Annotated in this window: 9 protein-coding genes; 7 read left to right on the forward strand and 2 right to left on the reverse strand. The window is 66.1% G+C overall.

The annotated features are described in order from the left end of the window. Positions 1 to 43: 43 nt before the first annotated feature. Positions 44 to 1,483: an NAD(P)H-quinone dehydrogenase gene (locus ACSS7Z_RS12340; protein ID WP_438255122.1), complete on the forward strand. Its 1,440-nt coding sequence runs from the start codon at positions 44 to 46 to the stop codon at positions 1,481 to 1,483. A 90-nt stretch (positions 1,484 to 1,573) separates the two neighbouring features. Here the strand turns inward: ACSS7Z_RS12340 and ACSS7Z_RS12345 are convergent, their stop codons facing one another. Both ACSS7Z_RS12345 and ACSS7Z_RS12350 read right to left on the reverse strand, forming a co-directional pair. Continuing rightward, positions 1,574 to 3,340, reverse strand: coding sequence for an acetyl/propionyl/methylcrotonyl-CoA carboxylase subunit alpha (locus ACSS7Z_RS12345; RefSeq protein WP_438255123.1), 1,767 nt, complete (start codon positions 3,338 to 3,340; stop codon positions 1,574 to 1,576). A gap of 78 nt (positions 3,341 to 3,418) precedes the next feature. Beyond that, entirely contained in the window at positions 3,419 to 4,060 is a 642-nt protein-coding gene (locus ACSS7Z_RS12350) for a Maf family protein (protein WP_438255236.1), read from the reverse strand. 23 nt (positions 4,061 to 4,083) lie between these two features. Here ACSS7Z_RS12350 and ACSS7Z_RS12355 point away from each other — a divergent pair, with 23 nt between their 5' ends. The 6 genes from ACSS7Z_RS12355 to ACSS7Z_RS12380 all read left to right on the forward strand — a co-directional run bounded on the left by ACSS7Z_RS12355 (position 4,084) and on the right by ACSS7Z_RS12380 (position 12,781). After that, on the forward strand, positions 4,084 to 5,298 hold the full coding sequence (locus tag ACSS7Z_RS12355) for a class I SAM-dependent RNA methyltransferase (protein WP_438255124.1): 1,215 nt from the start codon (positions 4,084 to 4,086) through the stop codon (positions 5,296 to 5,298). A gap of 28 nt (positions 5,299 to 5,326) precedes the next feature. Continuing rightward, complete coding sequence (locus ACSS7Z_RS12360; RefSeq protein WP_438255125.1) at positions 5,327 to 5,989, forward strand: response regulator transcription factor; 663 nt, start codon at positions 5,327 to 5,329, stop codon at positions 5,987 to 5,989. Continuing rightward, the gene (locus ACSS7Z_RS12365) at positions 5,979 to 7,208 is read left to right on the forward strand and encodes a sensor histidine kinase (protein WP_438255126.1); all 1,230 of its coding nucleotides are present in this window, start codon (positions 5,979 to 5,981) and stop codon (positions 7,206 to 7,208) included. Before ACSS7Z_RS12360 ends, ACSS7Z_RS12365 begins: the two co-directional genes overlap by 11 nt. Continuing rightward, the gene (locus tag ACSS7Z_RS12370; RefSeq protein ID WP_438255127.1) at positions 7,205 to 8,209 is read left to right on the forward strand and encodes a hypothetical protein; all 1,005 of its coding nucleotides are present in this window, start codon (positions 7,205 to 7,207) and stop codon (positions 8,207 to 8,209) included. Before ACSS7Z_RS12365 ends, ACSS7Z_RS12370 begins: the two co-directional genes overlap by 4 nt. Positions 8,210 to 8,482: 273 nt before the next feature. Beyond that, positions 8,483 to 9,682, forward strand: a complete 1,200-nt coding sequence (locus tag ACSS7Z_RS12375) for an ROK family transcriptional regulator (RefSeq protein ID WP_438255128.1) — start codon at positions 8,483 to 8,485, stop codon at positions 9,680 to 9,682. 96 nt (positions 9,683 to 9,778) lie between these two features. After that, positions 9,779 to 12,781, forward strand: a complete 3,003-nt coding sequence (locus ACSS7Z_RS12380; protein ID WP_438255129.1) for an alpha-mannosidase — start codon at positions 9,779 to 9,781, stop codon at positions 12,779 to 12,781. The last annotated feature ends 6 nt before the right edge of the window (positions 12,782 to 12,787 follow it).

Raw genomic sequence — 12,787 nt, forward strand, 5'->3', positions numbered from 1 at the left:
AAGGTGACGGCAAGAGGGGGAGGAGTGGGGAAGAATAGAGGGCATGTCTTCCACTCCTTTCGAGCGCACTCAGCGCGTTGCCGTTCTCGGCGGCGGCCCCGGCGGTTATGAAGCGGCACTCGCTGCTGCCCAACTCGGCGCCGAGGTCACCCTCATCGAACGCGTGGGAGTGGGCGGATCTGCCGTCCTCACCGACGTGGTGCCTTCGAAGAGCCTCATCGCCACCGCGGATGCCGCCGTGGCGATCGCGGAGGCCAGCGACCTCGGAGTGCAGTTCTATGCCAAGGGCGGGAACGGCAAGCCGTTGAAGCCCGAGATCGCGATCAACCTCGCCGCCGTCAACAAGCGTCTGTTGGCGCTCGCCGGACAGCAGTCCGAAGACATGCGCAACACGCTGCTTGAATCCGGGGTGCGGATCCTCTCCGGCCACGGCCGTCTCGAGGGGCCGAACGCGATCACCGTGTCGACGGGGCCCGGCGGCACGGACTTCGATCGTGTCGAGGCCGACACCATCATCGTCTCCGTCGGTGCATCGCCGCGTGAGCTCGATAGTGCCAAGCCCGACGGTGAGCGCATCCTCACCTGGACGCAGCTGTACGACATGAAGGCGCTCCCGGAGCATCTGATCGTGGTCGGTTCGGGTGTCACCGGTGCGGAGTTCGCCTCGGCATATATGAACCTCGGTGCACAGGTCACCCTCGTTTCGAGCCGCGATCAGGTTCTCCCCGGCGAAGACCCGGATGCCGCGCACGTGCTCGAGAAGGTCTTCAAACGCGGCGGCATGACGGTGCTCTCCAAGTCGCGAGCCGACAGCGTCGAGCGCACCGAGAACGGTGTGCTTGTCACTCTTTCCGACGGACGCACGGTTGAGGGCAGTCACTGTCTGATGGCCGTCGGGTCGGTGCCGAACACCGCAGGCATCGGCCTGGAGGAGTCCGGCATCGAGCTCACCGAGTCTGGGCATGTCCGGGTGAACCGGGTCGCGCGCGCTTCGGTGCCGAACGTCTACGCGGTCGGCGACTGCACGAACTTCATGCCGCTGGCATCTGTCGCATCGATGCAGGGGCGCACCGCGGTGTTCCATGCGCTCGGTGACATCGTCATCCCGCTCGACAAGATCAAGGTCACCTCGAACATCTTCACCGCCCCCGAGATCGCAACGGTCGGGTACGGCGAGAAAGATGTCGAGAATGGCGCGGCCGACGGCCTCGTCTACAAGCTGCCGCTGGCTGCCAACCCGCGCGCGAAGATGATGGGGATCAAGGACGGCTTCGTCAAGATCATCGCGCGCAAGGGCTCGGGCACCGTCATCGGCGGAGTGATCGTGGCGCCGAAGGCCTCGGAGCTGATCTACCCGATCGCAGTGGCTGTGGAGCGTCGTTTGACGGTCGATCAGGTTTCGCGCGTTTTCGCCGCGTACCCGTCGCTGTCCTCGAGCATCACGGATGCTTCGCGCGCGATGCACCTCGTCAATATCAGCTAGGCGCGTTTCGCTCGCCTCGAGGTGAGACGATCGCCTCGAGGCGAGGCGAGGCGAGGCGAGGCGAGGCGAGGCGAGGCGCTCGCCTCGGGGTCAGTCGATTGTGAGCAGCTGGTGCCCGGCCGAGACGGTGGCGCCGGCGGTCGCATTGATGTTGGCGATGACGCCGTCCTTGTGCGCCTGCAGCGGCTGCTCCATCTTCATCGCTTCGAGCACGACGACCAGGTCGCCCTTGACGACCTCCTGGCCCTCTTCAACGGCGATCTTCACGATGGTGGCCTGCATGGGCGACTTGACCGCGTTTCCGGATGCCCCGGCTGAGACAGACGTGGCGTGGCTGCGGCGCGACGGCGGCACAGCAGCGGGGCGCCCTGCGGTTCCGGCGGCGACGGTGACGCGCTCGGGCAGGCTGACCTCGAGCCGCTTTCCGGCGACCTCGACGACGACCGTGTGGCGTGCCGGGGCTGCGGCTGGGGCTTCCAGCTCGCCGTCCCAGGCCGGGATGTCATTGTCGAACTCGGTTTCGATCCAGCGGGTGTAGATGCCGAATGAGCCGCCTTCTGCGGTGAATGCTGGGTCGCGGACGACCTTGCGGTGAAACGGCAGCACGGTGGGGAGTCCGGAGACCTCGAACTCATCGAGCGCACGACGCGCACGCTCAAGCGCTTCATCGCGGGTGCGTCCGGTGACGATGATCTTCGCCAGCAGGGAGTCGAAGGCGCCCGATACAGCGTCGCCCGCAGTCACGCCCGAGTCCAGACGGATGCCCGGGCCACCGAACGTCTTGAAGACGTGGATCGGGCCCGGCTGCGGCAGGAAGCCGCGACCGGGGTCTTCGCCGTTGATGCGGAACTCGAAGGAGTGGCCCACCGGCGTCGGATCGTCGTAGTCGATTGTGCCGCCAGCGGCGATGCGGAACTGCTCGCGTACCAGGTCGATGCCGGTGACCTCTTCGGAGACCGGGTGCTCGACCTGCAGGCGGGTGTTCACCTCGAGGAACGACACCGTGCCATCAGCGCCGATGAGGAATTCGCAGGTGCCGGCGCCGACGTAGCCGACCTCTTTGAGGATCGCCTTGGATGCCGAGTACAGCAGCTCGTTCTGCTCATCGGTGAGGAAGGGAGCGGGTGCTTCTTCGACCAGCTTCTGGTGACGGCGCTGCAGTGAGCAATCGCGCGTGGAGATGACGACGACGTTTCCCGCGGCATCCGCCAGGCACTGGGTCTCGACGTGGCGGGGCTTGTCGAGATACTTCTCCACGAAGCATTCGCCGCGTCCGAACGCGGCAACGGCCTCGCGGGTCGCGGACTCGAACAGCTCGGCGATCTCGTCCAGTTCACGGGCAACCTTGAGTCCGCGTCCGCCTCCGCCATAAGCGGCTTTGATCGCGATCGGCAGTCCGAACTCTTTCGCGAAGGCGATGACCTCGTCTGCGGTTTCGACCGGGCCAGGGGTTCCGGGGGCCAGGGGAGCGCCCACCCTCTCGGCGACGTGACGTGCGGTCACCTTGTCGCCGAGCGACTCGATGGCTTCCGGTGACGGGCCGATCCAGATCATGCCGGCGCCGATGACGGCGCGGGCGAAGTCGGCGTTCTCAGCGAGGAACCCGTAGCCCGGGTGCACAGCATCCGCTCCCGAACGGCGGGCGATCGAGAGGATCTTGTCGACCTGCAGGTACGTGTCTGCGCTCGTCTCCCCGTCGAGGGCGTAAGCCTCGTCCGCCAGACGCGAGTGCATCGCGTCTCGGTCCTGGTCTGCGTAGATGGCTACCGAGGAGATCCCGGAATCACGAGCGGCGCGGATGATGCGTACGGCAATCTCGCCGCGGTTAGCGATGAGGACCTTGGCGATAGCGGGCATGAATGTCAGCCTAGCGAGATCACGCCCGATACTTTTGACGACCCCCCACAAGAAATTGTCGAAAACGTAGCGCGATGTCTACGACCACAGATCCGTCCACGTGATGCCGAGTTCTGCGCACAACCGACGGATCGTCGATAGCGACATGCCGACGACCGTCGATGGGTCCCCATCGACACGGGTGATGAACGCCCCGCCGAGGCTGTCGACGGTGAAAGCGCCTGCGACGTGCAGCGGCTCTCCGGTGGCGACGTATGCCGCGATCTCCTCGTCAGTGATGTCGGCCGCGAACGATACGGCGGCCTCGGCGACAGCGGTCGCCTCCTGCGGCTCAGCGCCGGGCCGGACCCGGAATACCGAATGTCCGGAGTGCAGCACGCCGGTGCTGCCGCGCATCAGCTTCCACCGCCGGGTCGCCTCCTGCGCGGTGTACGGCTTGCCGTAGACCCGCCCGTCCAGGGCGAACATCGAGTCGCCGCCGATCACCAGGCCGTCGAAGGAAGCGTCCTGGGCTGCGAGCCGGTGTGCAACATCAGCAGCCTTCGCTCGAGCCAGCAGCAGCACGAGCTCGTCCGGCGCCAGATCGCGCCCGCGTTCGGCCGCCGCAGCGGCGGCCACGGCATCCTCGTCCGTCTTCGGAGAGCGGGTGATCGGCTCGATGCCTGCCTGGCGCAGCAGCATGAGGCGGGCGGGGGAGGTCGAAGCGAGGCAAACCTGCATGTTCACCACCGTATCCTCGTAGGATGCCCTCTTCTGCACGCGACCTCGACCTCGATATCACCGGCATTGCGCACGGTGGCACTTTCATAGCCCGTCACGAGGGTCGAGTGGTATTCGTCTCCGATGCGATTCCGGGAGAGCGGGTGCGCGTGCGCATCACTGACCCGGCGGGTGGATCGGCGGCCGACACGCGGAAGTTCTGGCGCGGCGAGACCGTCGAGGTGCTGGACGCGTCGCCGCACCGACGTTCGCACGTGTGGGCTGAGGCCGACATGACTCGTGACCCTGCCGACCGCGCCGGCGGCGCCGATCTCGGCCATATTGATCTCGATCACCAGCGCACGCTGAAGCGTCAGGTGCTGCAGGAGGCGCTGGACAAGTTCGCCGGCCCCGGCCTTGAGGCACCGGCCGTGACGCCGGTAGACGATGGCGACGGCACCGGCTGGCGTACGCGCATTTCGCTGCACGTCGACGATGACGGTGTGGTCGGTCCGTACGCCGCTCGCAGTCACCGGGTCATTCCGGTCTCCTCCTACCCACTGGCGCGGCGCCGTGTGCGCGCCGAAGCGCTGTCGATCAAGAACGCCAAGCCCGGGCGCATCGATCTCGTCGAATCGGCCGATGGCAGCGTGCACGTGCTTCGCCGCCCGCAGAAGGGCAAGCGGCCGGTCGCTCCCGTCATTCGGGAGAAGGTCGGCGAGCGCACATTCCAGGTGGATGCCGATGGCTTCTGGCAGGTGCATCCGGCAGCGGCAGCCACGTTGGATTCCGCCGTGAAGCGCGCCCTCACCGGACGCGTTGAAGCCGGCTCGGCGCATCTTGACCTGTATGGCGGTGTCGGTCTGTTCTCCGCCTCGCTCGCCGATCTCGGCGCGACGGAGATCGTCACCGTGGAATCCAGCAGCCGGGCAACCCAGCATGCTGCCCGAAATCTCGAAGACTTCGGCGTCAGCGCCGTCACGGCACGGGTCGATCAGTACCTCGCCGGTGCGGCAGGCGGAGCGCAGATCGGCACCGTGGTGCTCGATCCGCCGCGCGCCGGTGCCGGTCGCGCCGTTGTCGAGGGCATCCATGCGCTGAGTCCCGAAGCGATCGTCTATGTCGCCTGCGATCCGGTCGCGCTCGCTCGTGATCTCGGCACCTTCCGTGCACTCGGCTGGCAGACCGGTTCTCTGGAGGCCTTCGACCTGTTCCCGCACTCGCATCATTTCGAGGTCGTCGCACTGCTCACCCGATGAATACTCAGCAGATCGATAGGCTGGACTCATGAGCAGGGTCGCACTCATCGATGATCACGAGTCCGTCCGCCTCGGACTCGAGCTTGCGTGCGAGCGGGGCGGGGCGCAATCCGTGGTCTTCTCCGGCAGCACGGTCGGGTCGTATCTCGAATGGCGAAAGTCCGCGCGCGCGGCATCGGCCGATGTCGTCGTGCTCGATCTGACTCTCGGCGATGGCACGACGGTTACCGAGAACGTGACCGCGCTGGTCTCGGACGGGGCGAGTGTCGTGATCCACAGCGTGGCCGATCGACCGGCAGCTGTGCGCGAGGCGCTGGCCGCCGGTGCCGCCGGTATCGTGAGCAAATCTTCGTCGCTGGACGACGTCCTCGACGCGATCAGCACGGTCGCCCGAGGCGACGCACTGAACAATGTCGAGTGGGCGAGCGCTGTTGAGGGTGACCGCGAGTTCGCGGATGCGCAGCTGGCCGCCCGTGAGCGCGAGGTGCTCCGGCTGTACGCCACCGGGTTGCCGCTGAAGGTCGTCGCCGAGCGGCTCGGGGTCGCATACTCCACGGCGAAGGAGAACATCAACCGGGTGCGTGTGAAGTACGTCGAGGTCGGGCGCCCCGCGCGGACCAAGATCGATCTGCTGCATCGCGCGATGGAAGACGGCATCGTCACCGGCGAGGGGCTCACGGGTGTCGGCTGACACCGCCCTCAGCGATGCGTGGAGCCGCATCCCTTCACCGGGCACGGCCGAGACGGAGTTCGAGCGTTTCACCGGTAAGCGGATGGAGCGCATCCTGGCCACGGTCGTCGCGATCGGTTCGGCTCTGCTCGGCGTTCAAGCGCTGGTTGCCGCCGCCGCGGGTATTTCGCGGGGGGCGACGCCCGGGTACACGACGCTCGTCGCGATCGTCTACGTGCCGCTGATCGCGATGCTCACCGCCTGCGTGCTGGGGCGTGCGGTCAGAGTCTCGGCCGGGGTGTTTGCGATCGTCTACGTGATCGCACTTGCCGCGTGGCCATTGGTGATCGATGCTGGCGCCGGCGACGGACAGCCGTGGATCTTCTTCCTGGTCAACGTCGGGGTCGCTGCGGCGATGCTCGCCTTTCCGATGAAGCTGCAGCTGGTCTGGGCGTTCGGGGTGCCACTGGTCTACGGCTATGTGCGGCTGGTCGAGGGCGAATTCACGAGCCGGTTCTGGACGATGACCGCGTTCGACGTATCGTTCACGATCATCCTCGGCATCGTCATACTGTCGCTCGGGTGGATGTTCCGCTCGGTCGCAGCCGGCGTCGATGATGCTCGTGGCCGCGCCGTGGCCTCATACGCTGCGGCGGCGGCCGCTGCCGCGGCAGAAGAAGAGCGGGTCGCGATCGCCGCGCTCATGCACGACAGCGTGCTGGCCGCGCTCATCGCCGCCGAACGCGCTGCCACCGATCGGGGTCGGGATCTCGCCGTCTCGATGGCCAGAGAAGCGCTGACGAGGCTCGCGAACACGGATGCCGGCGTCGCCCAGGAAGGCAGTGACGAACCGGTCGGAACCGCGCAGGTCGTCATCGAGCTGCGCCGGGCCCTGTCCGAGCGCGGCGCCGACGCGATCGTCGAAGAGCAGGGGACCGCCGGTCCCATTCCGGGGCGGGTCGCACGAGCGGTCGTGCTGGCTGCACGTCAGGCCATCGGAAACTCCGTCGATCACGCGCGGGGGCGCGGGCTGCATCTGATCGTCAATGGTTACGGAGCGCGGGGGCTCTCAGTGACGGTGTCCGACACGGGGCCTGGTTTCGATGTGGATGACATCGGCGAGGACCGCCTCGGCATTCGAGGGTCCATCATCGCGCGGATGGCGGGTGTCGCCGGCACCGCGACCATCGTCTCAAGCTCGGTGGGAACCACCGTCACGCTCGGATGGGAGCGCCCATGAATCGCTCTGTGCGCAGCATCGCCACCGCGCTCGCGGTCGGATTCGCCGTCTATTTCGCTGCTCGTGCCGTGTGGTGGATCGTGCAGCCGACGGCCCCGCTGGTCATGGTCGCAGCAATTCTGCTCTACCTGATCGTGATGCTGGCCACCGTGCTGATGGAGACTTCGGGCGGGATCCGGATGCCGCTGTGGTGGGGCGTGGTCGCCGTGGTCGCCAGCAGCGTGATTCCGACGATGGTGAGTGCTTCGCTGCAGCCGACGCATCGCACCGAACCCTTCGCAACCTGGTACATCGGTGCGCTGGGGCTGTTGGCCGTGGTGTGCATCGTCCGGCGGCGTCCGATTGCCGGCTGGCTGGTACTGCTGGTGCTGACGGTGGCGTCCGCAGTGCATCTCGGATTCGTCGTCGCGCTGGAGTTGGGTCTGGTCGGCTCGATCATGTGGACGCTGGTCGCGCAGCTTCTGGTGCTGTTCTGGGACCGTGCGGTGCGTGACACCGAACGCCTGGCAGATATTCAGCAGGCGGTGTCGGCCTGGCATGCAACTCAGCTGGTGCGCCAGCGGGAGCGTCGCGTTCGGGTGCAGTACGCACTGGCGACAGCGGGTCCGGTCCTGGCGCGCACGGTGGCTTCGCACGGCCGACTCACCCCGGAGGAACAGCTTGCGGCCCGCCTTGCCGAGGGGCGTCTGCGCGACGAGCTTCGCGGTGCGAGTCTGCTCAACGACGCCGTTCGTACCGCGATTCAACAGGCTCGACTTCGGGGTTCGGCAGTGACCGTGTTCGACGAGGGCGGGCTGAACGAACTCGATGAGCTGCGTCGCGCCGAGATCCGCGATGAACTCGCGGAGGTAATTTCGCGCGCCGACGCCGGACGCGTGATCATTCGTGCCGCGCAGGATGCGCGCACCGCAGTCACCGTAGTGGGGCGATCGGGTGCCGGCGATTCCTCCGACGAGGACACCGTCGGGCTTTGGCATGAGATTCCTCGCGAGCGCGACTGAGCTGCAGCGCGGCTGAGGCAAAAAGATGGGCGAGGGGCGGCTGTTCAGCCTGCCCCTCGCCGTGTGCGGTGCAGTTACCCGAAAACTGACCGCGGATGGTCGATCCGCGTCTGCCTACCCTGGGGCAGAGAGACCGACCGAACGCGAAGCGTTGAATCAAGTCTGTCGAAGCGCAAGCAAATTGTCTGTAGGTATTTTGGGGGACAAGAATTCCGGGTCATGCGTCATGATGGAGCGGTGAGTGTGCGGCGCCGTGGAACGAATCTTCCCAAGATGGGCGACTTCAATCAGTCCGTGATCTTGGAGGTGATCCGTCGATCCGTCGAGGGGTTGAGCCGGACCGAACTGGCGGATGCGACGGGGCTCTCCGCGCAGACGGTGACGAACATCACCCGCCGGCTGCTGGATGACGGCCTGATCGAAGAGGCCGGTCGCGTCATCGCGGGGCCGGGCAAGCCGCGCACGACGTTGCGTTTGAACGCATCGAGTCGGATGTCGATCGGTGTGCATCTGGATCCGGCCGTCATGACGTTCGTGCTACTGGACCTTGCCGGCGCAGTGATCCAGCGCAGTACGCGGCGCACTCCGACCAATGATCCGCGCCAGATCATCAAGACGATGGCGGCATCGGTCGACGACCTCATCAAGCGCTCCGGGGTGGAGAGGGAGCGGATCTCCGGGATCGGCGTTGCGACGCCGGGACCGCTGGATGCCGCTCGAGGCACAGTCATTGACCCGCCGAAGCTTCGAGACTGGCATCGAGTGCCGCTGCGGGATGCCCTGGCCGAGGCGACGGGATTCCGCGTCACTCTGGAGAAGGACACCACCGCAGCGTCGGTTGCCGAGCTGTGGACCGGGGCAGGTCCCGCTGACGCCTCGTTCCTGTTCGTATATCTGGGCACCGGCATCGGCACCGGACTCGTGCTGGACGGCGAGGTCGTTCACGGTGCATCCCGCAACGTCGGCGAGGTCGGCCACATCATGGTCGATGCCGATGGTCCGGAGTGCGGATGCGGCAGGCGAGGATGCGTCGAGGTCGTCTGCACCCCGCAGGCGATCGTCGAACGTGCCGAGCGGGCCGGTGTCTTCGCCGATGATCGTTTCAGCAGCGATGCGGGCTTTGTCGATGACCGATTCACGGAGTTGTGTGCGCGCGCAGCGGCGAAGGATGCCGATGCCATGGCCGTGCTCCTTGAAGCAGTCGGGCACCTGTCGGTGCTCATCTCGAGCCTGACGAACATGCTGGATGTCGATCGCGTCGTGCTGGGCGGACCTTTCTGGGCGCGCGTTGAGGCGCAGTACCTGAACGAGTTGCCGAAGCTGTTGGAACGGCAGAGCGCCACGAGCGCGGTCCGTGATCTCCCGGTGTTCGGCACTGTCGTCGGCGACGATGTGGCGGCGGTGGGGGCAGGGTGTGTGGTGCTTGACGAGGTGCTGTCGCCTCGGGCATCCGCTCTTTTTCTCGATCACTGAGCCGAGCTGCACGACAGAGTATTGCGAAGCTCTTGACAGGAGTAAATCTAATCGATTTACTATTAGGTATCCCTTCGCTTTGGAGTTCGCTGCCGAATGCATGACACATCCGTGTTGATCGAAGCTCGTGTACGTCGTTTCATCAAAGAGCGTCTGTTACCGAATGTGTACCTGGATCGGATGCCGCTGACTTTAGCGAGCTGGGATGTGCCGGGGGAGCCGGTACCGTTCGCTGATGCTGTAGGTCAGGTTTTTGAACCGTTCGTCGTAGGGATGCGCTGGGGCCGTCCGTGGGGGACGACGTGGCTACGAGTGACAGGAACGGTACCGGAGGCACCCGGTGCCGAGTTGCTCTTCGACCTCGGCTTCAACGCGGCCGAGCCCGGATTTCAAGCAGAGGGCACTGTCTACCGGCTGGACGGCACGATCGTCAAGGCGGTGGAGCCGCGCAACGCCCACGTACCGCTGGACGCGGCTCCGGGGGAGTCCTTCGAGCTGTATCTCGAGGCGGCCGCCAACCCGGATGTCGCCGACGGCTTCCGCGACTTCCTCCCGACGCCGCTGGGAGAGTTGGAGACGGCCGGCACCGACCCGCTGTACACCTTCGCCTGCGCAGACATCGCCGTGCGCGACATCGCCGTGTGGGAGCTGTTGCAGGATGCGCGGGTGCTGGTGCAGCTGATGGCTGAGCTGCCCACGGGATCGCCGCGGCGCGCTGAGATCCTGCGCGCGCTGGAGCGGATGGTCGACACCGCTGACCCCGACGATGTCTCGGGTTCGGCTGCGGATGCACGGGCAGAGCTCGTCGGCGTGCTCTCATCGCCGGCATCCGCTTCTGCGCATCGCATACATGCGGTCGGGCACGCGCATATCGACTCGGCCTGGCTGTGGCCGGTGCGCGAGACGCAGCGGAAGATCGCGCGGACCTTCTCGAACGTGCTGTCGTTGCAGCGGGAGACGGACTTCGTGTTCGCGGCTTCGTCGGCGCAGCAGTACGCCTGGCTGAAGCGGTATCAGCCGGAGCTGTTCTCGCGGGTGCGCGAGGCGGTGGCATCCGGCCGTTTCGTGCCGACCGGCGGAATGTGGGTCGAGTCCGACACGAATCTCCCGGGTGGCGAGGCGCTGGCGCGTCAATTCGTGCGCGGCAAGCGATTCTTCATCGAGGAGTTCGGTGTCGAGCCGTTGGATGTCTGGTTGCCCGATTCCTTCGGTTACTCGGCGGCGCTGCCGCAGATCGCGCGCGCGGCGGGTTCGCGGTGGATGCTGACGCAGAAGATGTCGTGGAACGAAACGAACACGATGCCGCACCACACTTTCTTCTGGGAGGGCATCGATGGATCACGTATCTTCACGCACTTCCCGCCCGTCGACACTTACAGCGCGCAGCTGACAGCGGCGGAGCTTGCCAGGGCCGAGCGTCAATATGCCGAGAAGGGCATGGCGAACACGTCGCTCGTGCCGTTCGGATACGGCGACGGCGGTGGCGGCCCCAACCGTGAGATGCTGGCCGCGGCGACGCGCCTGCGTGATCTGGAGGGATCGCCGACGGTTACGCTGTCCAGTCCCGCGGAGTTCTTCACCGCGGCGGAGGCGGAGTATCCGAATCCGCCGGTGTGGTCGGGGGAGATGTACCTCGAATTCCACCGCGGCACCTACACCTCGCAAGCGCGCACGAAGCGTGGCAATCGGCGCAGCGAACATGCGCTGCGCGAGGCGGAGCTGTGGGCGACGGCAGCGGCATTGCGCGGTGGGACGTATCCCTATGACGAGCTGGATGGGATCTGGGAGACCGTGCTGCTGCAGCAGTTTCACGACATTCTGCCGGGCACATCGATCGGGTGGGTGCATCGGGAGGCCGAGCGCCGTTACGCCGAAGTGCTGGCGGCGACAGAGCGGATCATCGCAACGGCGCTGGAGAAAGTCGTCGGTCAGGGTGAGACCGCGTTGGTTGTGAACGCCGGGCCCTACGCGCAGGACGGCGCGTCCGCGATGGGGATCGCCGCCGCCGTGCGGCGCGAGGCAGAGCCCGCGACAGTCGTGCGCAGAGATGGCGGATTCGAGCTGTCGAATGAACACCTGACGGTTTACATCGACGGGGAGGGGCTGCTCGGTTCGCTCATCGTCCGTGCGACCGGACGTGACGCGATCGCACCGGGGGAGAAGGGCAACCTCCTGCAACTGCACCGTGACACGCCAACGCAATGGGACGCCTGGGACATCGATGAGCACTATCGCCGTCATGTCATCGACCTGACCGATGTGGTCTCGATCGAGCACAGCGCGCATCCCACTGCGGCAGTCGTCTGCGTGGTTCGCGGCCGGGGGGCCACGCGAATCACGCAGACCCTGACCCTGGCCGCAGACGCGCAGGCGCTTGATATTGAGACGACGGTGGACTGGCACGAGCGGCAGAAGCTGCTCAAGCTGACTTTTCCGCTGGATGTGCATGCCGATCACGCCAGCTCGGAGATCCAGTTCGGGCATGTGCGGCGTCCGACGCATGCGAACACCTCATGGGACATGGCGCGCTTTGAAACGGTCGCGCACCGGTGGGTGCATGTCGGCGAGTCAGGTTTTGGCGTTGCAATCGCGAACGACGCGACGTACGGTCACGACATCACACGCGCGCCGCGTGCGGGAGGCGGCACGATGACGAATTTGCGACTCTCGCTCGTTCGGGCGGCGATGTATCCCGATCCGGACGCCGATCAGGGTGAGCACACCTTCCGGGTCAGTATTCGCCCGGATTCTTCAATTGCGGATGCCGTGCACGAGGGGTATCGGCTGAATCTGCCGACGCGCACGCTCGTCGGGGCGGATGGCTTCGCCCCGCTGGTTTCGGTGTCATCGGATGCGGTGGTGGTGGAAGCGCTGAAGCTCGCCGAGGATCGCAGCGGAGATGTGATCGTTCGACTCTACGAGGCGCACGGCGGTCGTGCAGCGGCCAAGTTGTCGACGTCGTTCGAGTTCGACCGGGTGTGCGAGACGGATCTGCTGGAGCGCGAAGTGGATGCTGTGGCGCTTGATGGCGACGATCTCACGCTGCGCCCGTTCCAGCTCGTCACGCTGCGTTTCGCCGCGCCGCGCCTCGTCGGCTGAACCGGC

Source organism: Microbacterium wangyouchuni, from assembly GCF_051546305.1.
Taxonomy (GTDB): Bacteria; Actinomycetota; Actinomycetes; order Actinomycetales; family Microbacteriaceae; genus Microbacterium.

Excerpts from the sequence above, each read along its gene's own strand:
- ACSS7Z_RS12355 (WP_438255124.1), top strand. The coding sequence starts at position 4,084 with ATGCCCTCTTCTGCACGCGACCTCGACCTCGATATCACCGGCATTGCG.
- ACSS7Z_RS12345 (WP_438255123.1), bottom strand. The coding sequence starts at position 3,340 with ATGCCCGCTATCGCCAAGGTCCTCATCGCTAACCGCGGCGAGATTGCC.
- ACSS7Z_RS12375 (WP_438255128.1), top strand. The coding sequence starts at position 8,483 with ATGGGCGACTTCAATCAGTCCGTGATCTTGGAGGTGATCCGTCGATCC.
- ACSS7Z_RS12360 (WP_438255125.1), top strand. The coding sequence starts at position 5,327 with ATGAGCAGGGTCGCACTCATCGATGATCACGAGTCCGTCCGCCTCGGA.
- ACSS7Z_RS12340 (WP_438255122.1), top strand. The coding sequence starts at position 44 with ATGTCTTCCACTCCTTTCGAGCGCACTCAGCGCGTTGCCGTTCTCGGC.
- ACSS7Z_RS12350 (WP_438255236.1), bottom strand. The coding sequence starts at position 4,060 with ATGCAGGTTTGCCTCGCTTCGACCTCCCCCGCCCGCCTCATGCTGCTG.
- ACSS7Z_RS12370 (WP_438255127.1), top strand. The coding sequence starts at position 7,205 with ATGAATCGCTCTGTGCGCAGCATCGCCACCGCGCTCGCGGTCGGATTC.
- ACSS7Z_RS12380 (WP_438255129.1), top strand. The coding sequence starts at position 9,779 with ATGCATGACACATCCGTGTTGATCGAAGCTCGTGTACGTCGTTTCATC.